We start from the raw sequence: 14695 nt of genomic DNA, 5'->3' as shown, positions 1-14695 counted from the left end.
ACCGGAGCGAGGGTGTATTTGGGGGTGACGCCCTTGGGTCTGCCTAGGTGGGAAACGAGAATAACCTTCGCTCCGGCATCTTTGAGATAGCGGATGGTGGGAAGCGCCGCCACAATGCGCGTATCGTCTGTGATCGCCCCGTTCTCATCCTGGGGGACGTTGAAGTCCACCCGCGTGAGAACCCGTTTGCCGCGCACATCCACATCACGAACGGTTTTCTTGTTCATCGCGTATTTTAAAGCCCCCGCTGTGCCAGATAGTGAACGAGGTCGCCGACGCGACAGGAATATCCCCACTCGTTATCGTACCAGGCGAGCACCTTCACCATGTTGCCGCCCACCACGACGGTATCTATGGCGGAGTAGATGGAGGAGTGCGGATTGCCTTTAAGGTCTGAGGAGACGAGGGGTTCTTCGGTGTACTGTAGGATGCCTTTCATCGGGCCTTCGGCATACTCTTTGGCGACGGCGTTCACCTCTTCTTTGGTCACATCGCGACCGAGGAGGGCGGTGAAGTCCACAATAGAGACGGTTGCCGTGGGCACGCGGAAGGATATGCCGTGGAAGCGGCCTTTCAGCTCCGGAATGACCAGGCCTACGGCGCGCGCCGCGCCGGTTTCGGAGGGAACAATGTTTTCTGCGGCAGCACGGGCATCCCGCAGGTCTTTGGCGGCGGTATCCTGCAGGCGTTGCGAGTTGGTGTAGGAATGAACTGTCGTAAGAATGCCTTTCTCAATGCCGAAGCGGTCGAAGAGGAACTTCGCGACGGGAGCTAGGCCGTTGGTGGTACAGGAGGCGTTGGAGATGACGTGATGCCGGGCCGGATCGTACATCATTTCATTGACGCCTAAGACAATCGTTAGATCCTCATTTTTAGCGGGGGCCGAGATCACCACCTTCTTTACGCCATGTTCACGATGGGCGACGGCTTTAGTGGCATCGGTAAATAGACCGGTGGATTCGATGACGACCTCGGCACCGACCTCGTCCCAACGAATATCGGCGGGGTTGCGCTCGGCAAACACACGGATTTTTTTACCGTTGACGATGAAGGCGTCCTCTTTGGCCTCCACATGGCCTTTAAAAACCCCATAGTTGGTGTCGTACTTAAATAGGTGCGCGTTCGTTGCGGTGTCGGTGAGGTCGTTCACGGCGACGACCTCAATGGTGTCGGGGTGACGCTCAAGGATGGTGCGAAGGGTGATGCGACCTATGCGTCCGAACCCGTTAATGCCTACGCGTACGGGCATGATGGTATCCTCCTGAAAATCGTTTTCAAAATTCCCACGGTGCACGCGGTATCTCTTTTAATACTACCCGAAAAGTGGCCTTGGTTGCTTGCGATGGGAATAGAAGCAAAATTTGCGAATTCAGCGCATATGCGCAGTGAGGCTAACAACCTCCCAGGTCTAGAGGCGGTTTGTAGAGTGAGCTTATCTTGCTCGCCCCCTATCCCATCCTTTCCCCCGATTCGGGAGGTGCTAGCGCACGGCGATGCAGCGGCCAGAGAGATAGACGGGTAAAGAGTATGAAACAGGCCGCTGAGATGCTCACTGCGAGGTGCCCCTGTCCCTGATAGGGAGAGGGGAGTGGGGGTGGGGGCTTGTAGGGGTAGGCCTTGAAGAGCCGGTAAGAGAGACGCCTGTCATTTCGAGCCGAAGGCGAGAAATCTTAAGTTTCACTTCCCACAAGCTCTGAGTGGAAGGGCGCCCTTGAGGTTACCCCATGGGATTGCCATGTTTTAATCGAGGGCCTACTCATAACGTAGGGCTTGGATGGGGTCGAGCTTGGAGGCACGCACTGCAGGGTAGAGGCCAAAAAACACCCCGACACCGGCAGAAAAAACGAAGGCACCCACAACGGCCCAAAGCGGCACATAGATGGCCAAACCTTTATGGCCGTTATTGTTTAATGCCTTGATAAAGGTGGAGATGTAGCCGATGGCATAAGAGAGCGCCGAGCCGATGCCAACCCCGGTAAGTCCTCCGATGCCCGATAGGGTGGCCGATTCGATGAGAAATTGAATGAGGATGTCCTTTTGCTTTGCCCCAACGGCCTTACGCAGGCCGATCTCGCGTGTGCGTTCGGTAACGGAAACCAGCATGATGTTCATGATGCCTATGCCACCCACTAAAAGCGCGAGTGCCGCGATGGAGCCAAGCACGAGGGTAAAAGCGGCGAAGACGGTGGTAATGCTCTGCAGAACCGTGTCTAAACTATCCACTTTGATGCCGGGCACGTCGGCATAGCGGCGCATAAGGCAACGCCATATCTGGTCTTTCGCCTGTTCCATTTTTTGAAGGCTTACCGGCTGCGCGTAGATAATCCCCACTAGGTCGGTGCCCACCATGCGCTGCTGCACGGTAGAGAGCGGTGCGTAGACAAGGGTATCCTGATCGCCCATAAAGGAGCGCCCTTTTGGCTTGGCAACCCCGACCACGGTAAAGGGGATGTTGTTGAGGTCTACTTCGGCACCAATGGGGTTTTGTTTGCCGAAAAGCTCGGTGGCTACCTTCGAGCCGATGACGCAGACTTTTGCCCACTGTTGCAGATCAAGCTCGGTAATGAAGCGACCGGAGGCTAAGGGAACGTCGAGAAGGGCTGCATAGTCCGGCATAACCCCATAGATTTGCACGTCGAGATGTTTGCCGTTGTGCACGGCCGTGCTGTTTGGCAAGGGCAACTGGGGTGATACCCGTGTAATGAGGTTACAGCGCTGAAGGATGTCCTCTACATCGCGCATCTTGAAGCCGTCAATACGGCGAACGGCTCGATCGTGCGTTTTGTTGTCGGGTTCGTAGATAACCATGATTAAATTGGAACCCATCTTCTCGAACTCGGCGGCAACGCGACGCGACATGCCCTGAAGAATGGCCACCATCATGATCACGGCGCTCACCCCAATGACGATGCCGAGCATGGTAAGCCCCGAGCGCAACTTATTCATGCGCAGGTTGTTGAGGGCGGTGATAAGGCAGTGCCAAAAGGTCATAGGCGCGATAAACTCTTCACAGGACTTTACTCTTCATGGATGTCGAATTTCTGCCGTGGCGGGCCGGTATAGGGGGCGGGCATAAGCACCTCGCCCTCCTTGAGGCCAGAGAGCACCTCGGCATAGTTGTCGTCTTGAATGCCGATCTGAATGGTGCGCATTTGCGTTATCGGTTTGGGGTGGTCGGCCGAAGCCGGTGCAAGCACCACTTTCACCTGGGGTTGTGGGCCGCTGCCGTAGAGACAGTCTACCGGTACTCTCAGCACATTATGCCGTGCTGCCACGATGATGGTACAGTGGGCGCTCATGCCGGGGCGAAGGCGCGGGTCGGCATGATCGATGCGTATCTCTACGGGGAACCGAATAACGGTGTTTTGGGGTGTTGCCGTTCCGTTGGAGGCAGTTGCCGCAGTGTAGGAGGAGGCAGCGGGAGCCACCTTGCTCACGCGCCCCCAAAAAACCACTCCTGGTGAGGCGCTTGTGGTGACTTCGGTTGGCATGCCCACCCGAATCTTGTTGATGTCTACCTCATTCACCTCGATCTTCACCAACATGGTGCCGAGGTCGGCCACCTGGTAGATCGGGGAGCCTGAGGTGAAGGAGCTGATGGCTGAGGTGATGAGGTCGCCGGGTTCCACATAGCGTTTGGTAATAACTCCCGTCATAGGCGAGTAGATGGTGGTGTCGTGAAGCTGTACGAGGGCAGCGTTGAGTTGGTTACGAATCTGTTGGGCGTCGGCGGCAGCGGCGAGCACATCGTCACGGCGCATTTTATTTTGGATGAGGTTGCTGCGGGCCTGTGCCAATTGCGCAAGCGCTTGCCGGTAGGCGGCCTTAGCGCTGGCCAATTCGTCCTGTGAAGCGATGGGCTGCGGGTTGAGTTGAGCCTGACGCAAAGCGGTTTCTGCTTGGGCGACCTGGGCTTGGGCGGCGGCCACCTGGCTTCGTGCGCTTTGCTCCTCGATGGCGTTGGCCTCCTCAATACGGTCGAGTTTCTCCTTCGCCTCCTGCTCTTGCGCTTTGGCGACGAGGTAGGTCTCTTCGGCTGCATCTACGGCGGACTGCGACACAAAGCCCTTTTGAAGCAACTGTTTTTGCCGTTGGAGGTTCAAGGCCGCATTCTGCTCTTGGGCGAGCGCCTGCTGATAGGCGGAGCGAGCGGAGGCGACCGCATTGGGGTGGGTCGTTTTGACCATCAGTTCAAGGGCCTGCTCCTGCGCTTTCAGGTTGGCCTTTGCCGCTTGCAAGCCGGCCTTCGCATTTTGAATGGCCTGCGTGTTGAGTTGGGGTTGCGCTGTGGCCTGCAGCTCGGCCTCATCGAGGCGTGCTTTGGCTTGGGCGAGGTTCTGTTGATACTGCGCAATGGTGGCGCTCGTCTGTTGGTCTTGAAGCAGGGCGGCTTTCCGTGCCGACGCGAGACGAGCCTCTGCCGCATCCAGTTGCGCTTCGAGCGCTTTTACCTGGTTGATCACGTCTATGGGGTCTATGGTGGCAAGTATCTGGCCTTGGCGCACGGTCTGCCCCTCATGCGCGTAGAGCCTAAGAATTCGACCGGCCACTTTCGACTTCACGTCTACTTTGCTAAGTGGCTCGATGGTGCCATCTTCTACCACCTTGACAACCACATCGCCGCGCGTGACCTTTTCGGTTTCATCGGATTTTTGAGCGGGTTTGGCAAGGATATGGGCGACCCATATCCCCATCACCAAGGCACACAGCAGCAAGAACGAGCAACCGATAGCGAATTTTTTCATGGGCTTTCCGAGTTTATTGTGAGTTACCGATAGCGATGGTAACGGCCTGGCCGAAGGGAATGCGGTTCGGCGCATCGGGACGGTCTTGTAACACCAATCGAAGGGTGATAGATACCGGTGGATTAGGAGAGAGGAGCCGGCGTATCTGCGCGGCATCTATTGGCACCTGGCCGTAACGAGGCACATCTTTGGTGAGGGGGAGGATGCCAAGCAGGCGATCTTGGCTCAGGATCATAAGCCCAACCCTCCCGGCTCCGGCGGCCAACCATTCCGCCTCCCCGGTGTTGGTAAGAAGGAGTTGTTGCGGAAATCCATCGGGATCGGTACCGATAGGCAATATTTCTCCGTTGACAAATTGCAGTGGCTCTAGCCCTTTTAGAGGCAGGTCGCCGACGGCGGTTAGCGGCACGGTTTTGGTGGTGGTGTCGGTGCCGCTGGTTCGCACTCCAGGCATCTTTCCCTCCTCACGCAGTTGGGCATAGATGGGGAGAAAATGCGCATAAAGCCCCGCGTACCCGCGAGCATCCTTATCGCGGTCTATTTCCAGCCAGGTTGTGGGTTTGGGGTCTATCACGGCTTTCGGGAGTTCCTCTTTGGCGAGTTTTGAGAGCCTTAGGGCGGCGGGGCGTGGGGTTCCGTCGGGCGAGATGATGCCGAAGTCGCTATTTTCGTCAATACGCAGTCCACCGGGGAACCACCAGGCTGCGGTTCCATTGGAGCCGGTATCAAGGATGAGGCGGCACATTTTATCGTAGTAAGCTTCTTGTTGTTCCAGTCGTTGAGGGTTAGCAGGAAGGACGGAGCGGCCGAATTCCGCCCAGAACACCGGTTTCCCATTGCCCGCCCAACGAGCGTAGGCGGCGGTAAAGCCCCCTCCGCGGAAGGTAGGCCAGTCGCCATCAAGGGCATATCCCTCGGGCGAAATGAAGTCGAGATGTGCTGCTCCGGAGACCAGGTCAAACGGGGCAACCCCGGCCACATACAGGCTGCCATTGCCTCCGTACCCGCTGCGGGCACCTATGAGGGGGCCGTAAGGCCTCAACAGTTGCACCACCTTCGCATACCCTCGGCTGATGAGATCGTCCAAAAATCGGCGGTAGGCGGCAACGAAGATGCGCCACGAGCCGTCTTGGCTAAGCTGTTGGTCGGAGGGGCCGGTGATCTGGCCCTCTGCGTCGCGTGGCGCTTTCATTCCCCACATCTCTTCTGCATGCGCGATACTGCCGTACTGCTCCCTAATCCATTGCCGCCACTGAGGGTCCCACACCTTGCGTTGGTCGTAGGGCCCCATATGAGGCTCCCACGCGATATCGAAGGCAAAAATAGTGTCGTTACCACGAATGTTGGCCGCATTCAGTAGTTTCGTAAGCGCTTCCGGGTCGAAATAGAGCGGATGGGCATACGCGAGAAATACGTTGGCTTTGATGCCGAGGTTTCGGCATCTTATCAGGAAATCGTTGAGGGCAGGCCCCTCGTCAGGTCGGGTATACGCTACGCTCACCACGTTAAACCCGAGGCGATGGCAGATATCGAGGTCGCGTTGGATGAGAATGGGGTCGTATTCATCTGGAGAGAGCCATCCGTGTTGATAGCGGTCAACACGTTGCCCTGCGATCCAGCCCGGCCAAAAGTTCACACCTACCGGGCGCCACGGCTTTCCATCTAAAACGAACTCGCCGCCCTCCACACGAACAAAATGGGCAAGGGAGGCGGTACGGGTTTTCATGGGCAGCACGCGAAACGGCTCCTGTAGGCGATCCAAGAGCGCAGAGGCCGGTCGGTCGGTTTGCAGCGTGATGGTTACCCTATATTCACCGGCAGGGAGATCGGTTAGCGTGTAGGTTGGCGACAAGGTTTGCTGATAGGGCTCCAAAGAGACCGTTGTTGTGAAATCCCTCTCGAAAGGTGGAGATACGGAATGGGGTAGGCTCTCGACATGCCACTTCAGGCGAAGTGTTTGGGGTTGAGCGGAGTTACTGATCAGCTTGGCTCCGACGACCACAGGTGTCTGAAAAAGATAGGAGGCCTTATCTACCCCGCCATAGGCGATATAGGCCGGTTGACGAAGCCGCAGCACCATATCGCGCAGTGCCTCTTCGGAAGGCAGGCTTTGATGAGGAGGAAGGGCGATACCGCCCCAGCAGGTGCCAAGGTAGGAACCCTGCAATGGGATGTAGAGCCAGCGGCTGTTATCTAGCTCCTCAAAGTCATCCTCCTTTCCCTCGTTTGAATTTGTGATTCCTGCCGGTAGGACAAGGCGCCCCGGACGCCCTTGATCGGCTAACCCAAGGCCGCGCTCGCGAATGACAGGTCGCCATTCTCCCTGCGCGGTCACATAGCCCCGATAGTCGGGGCTAAGCGCAGGGAGATCGGGCGGTGCGGCTTCGGCAGCGTAGGGAGAGGCTCCGACTTCCAGATCGGCAATCCAAAATTGGTGCTCGCCTTCCGGCATAAGCGCATGCGAGTTGGCCAGCCCAATGCGCCAGAGCATCGCGTTCTGTGGGTGAAATACGTCGCCATGTCCTCCACGTCCCTGACCTCCTTCCCAAAATCGAAAGGCAGATGGAAGCAGAACGTAGCGTTGCCAGTGTGTGGTAAGAGGGACTGCCGTAATCCAGCGCGAGCCGTCGCGTTCCACCCACTCCATGACGAGGGCATTGGTATCGGGCGCCCCTTTTGCCCAGAAGAGGGTGAGATTCTCTTGGGGGCCGAACGGCGAGGCGGGAAATGCGGGCGCTGTGAGGTTAACCCAATTATGATAGTTTTCAAAGCGGAAGTGGAGCGCCGTGCCGTGCGATGAAGGCTCTTTTGTGATGGTGATATGCGTATCGGGCGAATCGGCGGCTTGGTTCCAGGAGGCTGGATCGGCATTTTGAAAGTCGAACACGGGACGCCCTTTGGCTTCCTGAAGCAGCTGGTGGCGAAGATACCAACGGCCGTTTTGTAGGAAGACACTATGGGTAAAGGCAGGGCCTCCGATGCAAAGCAGACGACCGTGTTGTTGGAGGAAGTGCAGCAGGTTCGCCTGCGCGTTGCCGGGAAGATAGGCGGCATTGGGCAGGATCAACAGATCGAACTTTTCGGCATTGAAGTGTGCCGGATCGGCAAGTTGCTGTGGGGGCAGAATCGCCGCAGCAAAATGCGCCTTTTGCAGCGTTGCGAGGAGCTTTGTGGAGAGACTTTCAGCCACCAACGGTGGCATTCCTCCTAGCACCGCAATACGCCGTTGTGGCATCGAGTTGGGCGTAGATTGCGCATAGGCAGCAAGAACCGTGGTACCGAACAAAGTCATCCATAGAAACATCGTTTTGGTGTGCATTCTTGTTCTTCGTGAGCCTCCCATATTTAACCTCTCTTCTTTTTGACATCGGCTCCGTTGATCCCTGCCGCCGATTTTCCCTCTCTCAAATGGGGGGCTTTTAGGCTTACGATTCTAAAACCAAACTCGATCGGTATACCTTAGAACCGAAAACAGCGTAAACAGGAATACAAAAGAAGGGAAATAGATGTATAAAGAGGAATAGATCGAAAAGGGAAAACCATGAACTCATCTAATACGCCTACGGTGCTGATCGTCAATCCCGATCTGCTCTCTTCGTCTCGAATTGAATCCGCACTGAAAAGCTTAGGTTGGGCGGTAGTCACCGCCCGAACCCAAGACGAGGCCTTAACGCGTCTGCGCCACATCACCCCCATGCTGGTGCTCATCAACTTCAACATTGAGGGCCTGCAGCCTCTGGTCATTACCGAACGGGCCAAAAGCCTCCATCCCCAGGTCAAAGTGCTCGGCTTTATCTCCCATACCCGCCTCTCAGAGGTTCGCCCAAAGGCGCAGATCGCCGGATGCGATAAGCTCGTAGCCAACTCGGCCCTCCAGGAGCGCCTGCCGCAAATCCTTGCCGGCCTCTTCCCAAAGCTACCGGCCATAAAGAACATCAAATAGAGCCTGTTGTGTGCTAAAATTGCCTATGTCCACCGCCAAAATGCCCATAGACCCCAATCAGGTTCGCTCTATCCTCGCTACCGACTGTGGCAGCACTACCACCAAAGCCATTCTCATTGAAAAACAGCCGGATGGCGCCTACCGCCTCATCTGCCGCGGTGAGGCCCCCACCACCGTCGAGGCGCCGTTCGATGACGTTACCATCGGGGTTACCAACGCCATTCGCGAAGTAGAAGAGTTGCGTGGGCGCCGCCTCCTCGACGATAGCGGAAAACCGCTGACCCCACAACAAGAGGATGGCTCAGGGGTAGACCTCTACCTCTCGACATCTAGCGCCGGCGGAGGGCTGCAGATGACCGTGATCGGCGTGGTGAAGCGAATGAGCGCGGAAAGCGCCCAACGCGCCGCCCTTGGCGCCGGCGCCATCGTCATTGATGTGCTGGCCACCGACGACGGGCGCAAAGACTTTGAGCGCGTGGAGCGCCTGCGCCAGCTTCGACCCGATATCCTCCTAATGGCCGGGGGCACCGATGGCGGCACCGTTATTCACCTCGTTGAAATGGCCGAGATGCTGCTTGCTGCCGACCCGCGCCCCCGCCTCGGCCACAACACCAAACTGCCCGTCATCTACGCCGGCAACCCCGATGCCTACCCACAGGTGGCCGAGATTCTCAATGGGCACTTCGACCTTCGCCAAGTGCCTAACCTACGCCCCACTCTGGAACGCGAAAACCTCGGGCCGGCACGAGAGGCCATTCATGAGGTCTTTCTGCAACATGTCATGCAACAAGCCCCCGGCTATAGCAAACTGCTGAACTGGACCAGCGCCGACATTATGTCCACCCCCAACGCCGTTGGCAAGATCATGCAGACCATCGCCGAACAGCAGGGCATCAACCTCCTCGGAGTGGACATCGGAGGTGCCACCACCGACGTCTTCTCGGTTTTCGATGGTCACTTTACCCGCACCGTCTCGGCCAACTTAGGCATGTCGTACTCCATCTGTAACGTCCTCGCAGAGGCGAAAATCGATCGTATCTGTCGCTGGCTCCCCTTTTCCGTCGAGGCCTCCGACGTTCGTAACCAACTGCGTAACAAGATGATTCGTCCCACCACCATTCCACAACTCCTCACCGATCTGCTGCTAGAACAGGCCGTCTGTCGCGAAGCGCTCGCCCTCGCGTTTGAACATCACAAATCGCTCGCCAGAGACCTGTTCGGGGTGGCTCAGGCCAAAAATGTCGGCCAAATCTTCGAGCAAAAAACCTCCAAAAGCCTTATTAATATGCTGGATTTGGATGTTATCGTGGGTTCAGGCGGTGTGCTCTCCCATGCGCCTCTTCGCGCTCAAGCCGCCCTTATGATGCTCGATGCCTTTCAACCCGAAGGCTTTACCCTGCTCACCGTGGACTCTATCTTTATGATGCCTCAACTCGGTGTGCTCTCTACCCTCCATCCGGAAGCCGCGACCCACGTTTTCCAACGCGACTGCCTCGTCTATCTGGGAACATGCATCGCGCCGATCGGCGTAAGCAGAGAGGGAGAGCCTTGCGTTGCCGTCGAATGGGAAGATCGGCAAGATATTGTGCCGTTCGGAGCGCTTCGAGTCTATCCTTTAGGACTGAACTCTGCCGGCGAGCCGGAGGAGCAGGAGATAACGGTTACTCCCTCACGTGCCTTCGATTTGGGGGCCGGGCGCGGGCGCGCCGTACGACGTGTTGTTAAAGGTGGGGTGGTAGGCCTGATCGTGGATGCGCGCGGGCGGCCGTTGCAACTCCCAAGCGACCCCAATGCACGTCTCTATTGTCTGCAGGAATGGTATCGCACCCTGAATATACCCTTGCCGCAACAAAGCCAAACTGTGGTAGAGGCCTGAACGCTATGAATATTACACCAACGCCCTCACGTCCCGAACGCAAAGCCACACTGCGTTTTGGGCAAAGAGAGTTGAACTATATCACGCTTTTCGTAGCCCTTATCGTCATCGCCGGGGTGCTGTGGGGCGGCTATCGTGGCTTCATGAGCTTTAAAGCCCAGCGCGACATCGTGATCGCCCAAGAGAACCTACATACTCTCTATAGCGCCATGCTCTTATACAGCAAAGATTTTGATGGCAGATTGCCAAAAGCAGACCATTGGACGGATGCTATCCTCGGCTATCTCTCCGCTTCGAGCAGCCGGCCAGGTGGGCGTGAAGCTTTCTTGCACGGGCCGGCCGACAACGGCGAGGTGGGCTATGCCTTCAACACCTACGCCTCGGAATACAATTTTGAGCCGAGCGGCTCCTTTACCCAAAAATCCGATACCGACACGCAGTCTTCCATAGACCCCGATAGAACCGTGCTGCTCATCGAAAAGCCCAATGCCCCTCCCAACGCCACCGTCAGCATTCCGCCTATCAACAACGTCAACGACCAAGCCATTCTTTATAAGGCGCTCTCGTTTCCCCATAATACCGGCGATCCGGAGAACGCCAAAACCGTTATTCTCTATCTCAGCGGACGCATTGATGTGGTTACCCGACGCGATATGCGACCACAATAATGGAGGAACCTAGCCCTGTAAACGACCGCACGCCTAAAGGCGAGGGTCTCTCAGTGCAAGGCCTCCCCCTCGCTCTCGAAGGGTTGGGGTGTTTCGATTTGACAGGCGGCAACCAGATACCAGGAGCCGTTGGAGAACACGAGGTCGGTTTCTCCCCGATCAAGGCCGACGCCCTTCCCCTCAAGGCCGACGCCCTCCCCCTCATTAGTCGTCTCAAGCGTGTGACGGAGTGCGTCGGCCTGTTCCGGAGTGGGCAGCAGTTTGAGTTGGACGGTCAAACGCATTCGAGTTGCCCTTTGGGTATCCACATATCGCGTATACCGAAGTATACTCAATTATTCGATGACTATCCCTAACGAAAGGAGGGTGCGCTTCTTCCGCTCAAGGCCGACGCCCTACCCCTCGGCTAAAGCCGGCGGTTTCCGCGCACATTGCTATGAGTACCGCCTATACCCCCGGCCTGAAAGTCTCATCCTACACCCTCATCGAAAAGGAACGGCGTCTACCGGTGAAAGGGGAGGTGCTTGTAAAGGAAGGCGACGAGGTTTTGCCGGATACGGTGGTAGCGCGTGCCGAGCTGCCAAGTCCCATGCAAACCTTTCGCCTCGCCGCCCAACTCGGCATAGAGGCCTCGGCTTTGCCAACGGTGCTCAAAATAAAACAGGGCGACCGAGTGCAAAAAGGAGACCTTTTGGCCGAAACGCGAGGGCTTTTTGGGCGATTTTTCCGTAGCCGGTTCTATGCTCCTCTCAGCGGCACCGTAGAGCTTATCTCCCCTACAACCGGCAATATCGGCATTCGCCCCCCTCCTCTGCCGGTAGAACAACGCGCTTATGTGCGTGGGCATGTCCTGCGTGTGCTTCCCCAAGAGGGCGTGGTGATCCGTTGTGCCGGCGCGCTAGTACAAGGTATCTTTGGGGTTGGAGGCGAACGCTTGGGCACCGTTCATGTGGTAACCGGCGGCCCCGATAGCCCCCTCACCGAGCAGCACATCCACGAAAAGCATCAGGGTGGGGTTGTGGTAGGCGGCAGCCTCATCACCCCGGAGGCCTTGCACAAGGCTGCAACGGTAGGCGTTGCCGGCGTGGTTTCTGGGGGCATTGTGGACACCGATCTCATCGCCTTCTTGGCCGACATGCTCAACGACCCCAACTACGACATCGGGGTGGCCATCACCGGCCAAGAGCCAATCCCCTTCACACTCATTCTCACGGAGGGGTTCGGCTCCATCCCCATGGCCGAGCGTACCTTCCGCCTGTTCTGCCAGTTGGAGGGTAAACAGGCCTCCATCAACGGGGCCACCCAAATAAGGGCCGGCGTCCTTCGCCCTGAAGTGATCGTGCCACTAGACCCGACGGAACAGTCCTATCGAGATGCCGATATCCAACCCACCCAAGAGCTTGGCGTTGGCACACCCATTCGCCTGATACGCTCGCCCTATTTTGGCGAGATCGGCGAGGTTGCCGAGTTGCCCATCGCTCCCGAACAGGTGGAATCGGGGGCTGTGGTGCGCGTTTTGCGTGCGAAACTCGCCGATGGTCGTCTCGTCACCGTCCCTCGTGCCAATGTCGAGATCATCGAGGTGCTCTAAGAGACGCCGCACTGTGCCTGAAATAAACACGCGATCGCGCGTTTAAAACACGCGCGCGTGTTTATTATTCGCGCGCGTGTTTCTTCTCTCTGCCGAAATCTACCGGCGGTTCAGACAGGCGATCGGCTATGTGCGCCAACGTGGGTTCGAGCCGCTGCAACAGGAAACTCTGGTACTGCAGTATGTGCAGACCCATCAGCGCATCTCGCGCCATGATGTGATGAGCCTCTGCAAGCTAAACGAAGATCAGGCCTCCCGCCTCCTTCGCCGTTTGGTGAATGCAGGTAAACTAACACTGCACCGAGCTGGCCGTAGTTCCTTCTACACGGCCGCTTCTACCATCAAAGGTTAAAAGGAACGAGTCTATGAGCAATGCATCCGGCCATAACAGCAGCGTGCCACAACCCAGTGCCTCCGATCTAGCCCGCATTCAAGGCGGCGGGCTTACCCTTCTCGTCGTCACCCAAAAAGACCCGCTTTCTTTCTATCTCTTCCTAAACGGGCGCGAGATAGCACAGGCCGATGTCGAAAGCATGTCCATCCTCATTCAAGGCCCCGACGCCAACTCCGAAGGAACCATCCATACGGCGCTCTCTTACTATGTGCCCAGCATCAGCGGTGGAAAAAATACGCAAACCATTGGGCTTTTTCCGGGCATCGTGGAGATTATCGTCGAAACAAAGCGCATCCAAGTTACCGCCGCTCATCCAAATGCATTTGACGGACTTTGGGTCGGTCTCGGACTGCGTGCCGACGGTACCCCTTATCCACTCACCGGCCTTCATGCTTTCAACTTCCTGCTAGAAGGCACTCTGCTCCACGCCGAGCTTACCTGGATGAACGGCGTGACAGAAAGCATTATCGAGTAACCTCTAAACTTATTGTGCTTCATGCGCCTAGGACGAAAAAAAGCCCAAGGAGAGAGTCTCTCCTTGGGCAACTACAGCGCATGTCCGTACCTAACTAAAGCGCTAGTGGATCAGAATCTGATCGTTAGCCGGGATGGATATGCCGGTGGCTTGGGCAAACGGTGCCCCAAACCCACTTGCGGAGACCGGAATCAACAGCACCGTCCCATTAGCAGCGGATGGTTGTTGCGCTCCTACAACGACATATTTCCCATCCAACGTAAAGCCCAGCGTGGTTACCAGCCCTAGCTGATACGACTGATTTCCAACCGTGAAGCTGGGGCTGTAGATATTGCCTACCTGCGCCAAGTTGCCGGTATCCACGCCGGAAAGCAGAATCAACCCCGCATCGGTACCCACAACGGCCAGCTTACCATCCGGTGAAACGGCCACCGCATGAAGCACCGATACACCGCTTAACGCCAGCCGAGAGCCGTGCCTTTCAGGCCGAACGACTTGGCGACTGGTCAGCGACATCGAAGCCGGAGTCCTAAGATGCACCGAACGCACGGAGGGATTGCCGGGCAAACCGACAATAAGGCTTACGACCATACTGCCGTTAGCATCCCCAATAACGACCGCTCGACTCGAGTCCATAGGGCTGATAGCCATGCCATCGCGTCCATCCTCCATGTTGGAGGCGCCCTGTGCCGCTAAATTGGCGGTTTGTGTAAAGGTATAGCCCCCTCCACTCGCCGGCGCAATGGAGAACACCGTCAGGCCGCTACTTCCTCGTGCCAGCAATACCTTGCCGTCGTTGGAGATGACCACTCCATCACGATTGTCGGGTATGGCTATGGTTCCGGCAGCAGCCGGCTTGCCCGAAACGATGCCGGATACCACCAGCAACTGCGAACTGGAGTCGCCCGACACCACCGCCGTATCTCCATTAGGCATGATCGCGATGGAATCGCCATCGCCGCCATAGTTGGAAATGTCTAAGGTGTTTGTAGACACCGTGGGC

General features: G+C 57.0%; 13 protein-coding genes. 6 read left to right on the top strand and 7 right to left on the bottom strand.

Features of this window, described 5'->3' with window-relative positions:
- The 5 genes from pgk to VKV29_RS08790 all read right to left on the bottom strand — a co-directional run.
- On the bottom strand, nucleotides 1–227 hold a 227-nt coding region (gene pgk / locus VKV29_RS08810), incomplete at its 3' end, for a phosphoglycerate kinase (protein ID WP_324200938.1).
- An 8-nt stretch (nucleotides 228–235) separates the two neighbouring features.
- Nucleotides 236–1249 carry a type I glyceraldehyde-3-phosphate dehydrogenase gene (gene gap, locus VKV29_RS08805; RefSeq protein ID WP_324200937.1) on the bottom strand — a complete coding sequence of 338 codons (1014 nt, stop codon included), beginning with the start codon at nucleotides 1247–1249 and terminating at the stop codon, nucleotides 236–238.
- A 503-nt stretch (nucleotides 1250–1752) separates the two neighbouring features.
- A complete protein-coding gene (locus tag VKV29_RS08800) occupies nucleotides 1753–2991 on the bottom strand; it encodes an ABC transporter permease (RefSeq protein ID WP_324200936.1) in 1239 nt (412 codons plus the stop codon).
- Between the two features lie 26 nt (nucleotides 2992–3017).
- Nucleotides 3018–4745: an efflux RND transporter periplasmic adaptor subunit gene (locus VKV29_RS08795; protein ID WP_324200935.1), complete on the bottom strand. Its 1728-nt coding sequence runs from the start codon at nucleotides 4743–4745 to the stop codon at nucleotides 3018–3020.
- A 13-nt stretch (nucleotides 4746–4758) separates the two neighbouring features.
- A complete protein-coding gene (locus VKV29_RS08790; protein WP_324200934.1) occupies nucleotides 4759–8064 on the bottom strand; it encodes a hypothetical protein in 3306 nt (1101 codons plus the stop codon).
- A 222-nt stretch (nucleotides 8065–8286) separates the two neighbouring features.
- Between VKV29_RS08790 and VKV29_RS08785 the strand changes: the two genes are divergently transcribed.
- The 3 genes from VKV29_RS08785 to VKV29_RS08775 are packed head-to-tail and all read left to right on the top strand — an operon-like array spanning nucleotide 8287 to nucleotide 11232.
- On the top strand, nucleotides 8287–8688 hold the full coding sequence (locus tag VKV29_RS08785; protein WP_324200933.1) for a response regulator: 402 nt from the start codon (nucleotides 8287–8289) through the stop codon (nucleotides 8686–8688).
- A 25-nt stretch (nucleotides 8689–8713) separates the two neighbouring features.
- The gene (locus VKV29_RS08780) at nucleotides 8714–10564 is read left to right on the top strand and encodes a glutamate mutase L (RefSeq protein WP_414647348.1); all 1851 of its coding nucleotides are present in this window, start codon (nucleotides 8714–8716) and stop codon (nucleotides 10562–10564) included.
- A gap of 5 nt (nucleotides 10565–10569) precedes the next feature.
- A complete protein-coding gene (locus tag VKV29_RS08775) occupies nucleotides 10570–11232 on the top strand; it encodes a hypothetical protein (protein WP_324200931.1) in 663 nt (220 codons plus the stop codon).
- A gap of 50 nt (nucleotides 11233–11282) precedes the next feature.
- Here the strand turns inward: VKV29_RS08775 and VKV29_RS08770 are convergent, their stop codons facing one another.
- Nucleotides 11283–11516, bottom strand: a complete 234-nt coding sequence (locus VKV29_RS08770) for a hypothetical protein (RefSeq protein WP_324200930.1) — start codon at nucleotides 11514–11516, stop codon at nucleotides 11283–11285.
- Between the two features lie 152 nt (nucleotides 11517–11668).
- Here VKV29_RS08770 and VKV29_RS08765 point away from each other — a divergent pair, with 152 nt between their 5' ends.
- From VKV29_RS08765 to VKV29_RS08755, 3 genes are all read left to right on the top strand, one after another.
- A complete protein-coding gene (locus tag VKV29_RS08765) occupies nucleotides 11669–12823 on the top strand; it encodes a hypothetical protein (RefSeq protein WP_324200929.1) in 1155 nt (384 codons plus the stop codon).
- Nucleotides 12824–12953: 130 nt separating this feature from the next.
- Nucleotides 12954–13175, top strand: coding sequence for a hypothetical protein (locus VKV29_RS08760; RefSeq protein WP_324200928.1), 222 nt, complete (start codon nucleotides 12954–12956; stop codon nucleotides 13173–13175).
- Between the two features lie 13 nt (nucleotides 13176–13188).
- Nucleotides 13189–13692 carry a hypothetical protein gene (locus tag VKV29_RS08755; protein WP_324200927.1) on the top strand — a complete coding sequence of 168 codons (504 nt, stop codon included), beginning with the start codon at nucleotides 13189–13191 and terminating at the stop codon, nucleotides 13690–13692.
- A 102-nt stretch (nucleotides 13693–13794) separates the two neighbouring features.
- Here the strand turns inward: VKV29_RS08755 and VKV29_RS08750 are convergent.
- On the bottom strand, nucleotides 13795–14695 hold a 901-nt coding region (locus VKV29_RS08750; RefSeq protein ID WP_324200926.1), incomplete at its 5' end, for a hypothetical protein.

It is taken from the genome of Chthonomonas sp. (assembly GCF_035294165.1).
GTDB lineage: Bacteria > Armatimonadota > Chthonomonadetes > Chthonomonadales > Chthonomonadaceae > Chthonomonas.
Note: the sequence above shows the minus strand (reverse complement) of the source record. Positions and strands in the feature narration are given on the sequence as shown.

Excerpts from the sequence above, each read along its gene's own strand:
- VKV29_RS08795 (WP_324200935.1), bottom strand. The coding sequence starts at position 4,745 with ATGAAAAAATTCGCTATCGGTTGCTCGTTCTTGCTGCTGTGTGCCTTG.
- VKV29_RS08780 (WP_414647348.1), top strand. The coding sequence starts at position 8,714 with ATGTCCACCGCCAAAATGCCCATAGACCCCAATCAGGTTCGCTCTATC.
- VKV29_RS08765 (WP_324200929.1), top strand. The coding sequence starts at position 11,669 with ATGAGTACCGCCTATACCCCCGGCCTGAAAGTCTCATCCTACACCCTC.
- VKV29_RS08770 (WP_324200930.1), bottom strand. The coding sequence starts at position 11,516 with ATGCGTTTGACCGTCCAACTCAAACTGCTGCCCACTCCGGAACAGGCC.
- VKV29_RS08785 (WP_324200933.1), top strand. The coding sequence starts at position 8,287 with ATGAACTCATCTAATACGCCTACGGTGCTGATCGTCAATCCCGATCTG.
- gap (WP_324200937.1), bottom strand. The coding sequence starts at position 1,249 with ATGCCCGTACGCGTAGGCATTAACGGGTTCGGACGCATAGGTCGCATC.
- VKV29_RS08775 (WP_324200931.1), top strand. The coding sequence starts at position 10,570 with ATGAATATTACACCAACGCCCTCACGTCCCGAACGCAAAGCCACACTG.
- VKV29_RS08800 (WP_324200936.1), bottom strand. The coding sequence starts at position 2,991 with ATGACCTTTTGGCACTGCCTTATCACCGCCCTCAACAACCTGCGCATG.
- VKV29_RS08790 (WP_324200934.1), bottom strand. The coding sequence starts at position 8,064 with ATGCACACCAAAACGATGTTTCTATGGATGACTTTGTTCGGTACCACG.
- VKV29_RS08755 (WP_324200927.1), top strand. The coding sequence starts at position 13,189 with ATGAGCAATGCATCCGGCCATAACAGCAGCGTGCCACAACCCAGTGCC.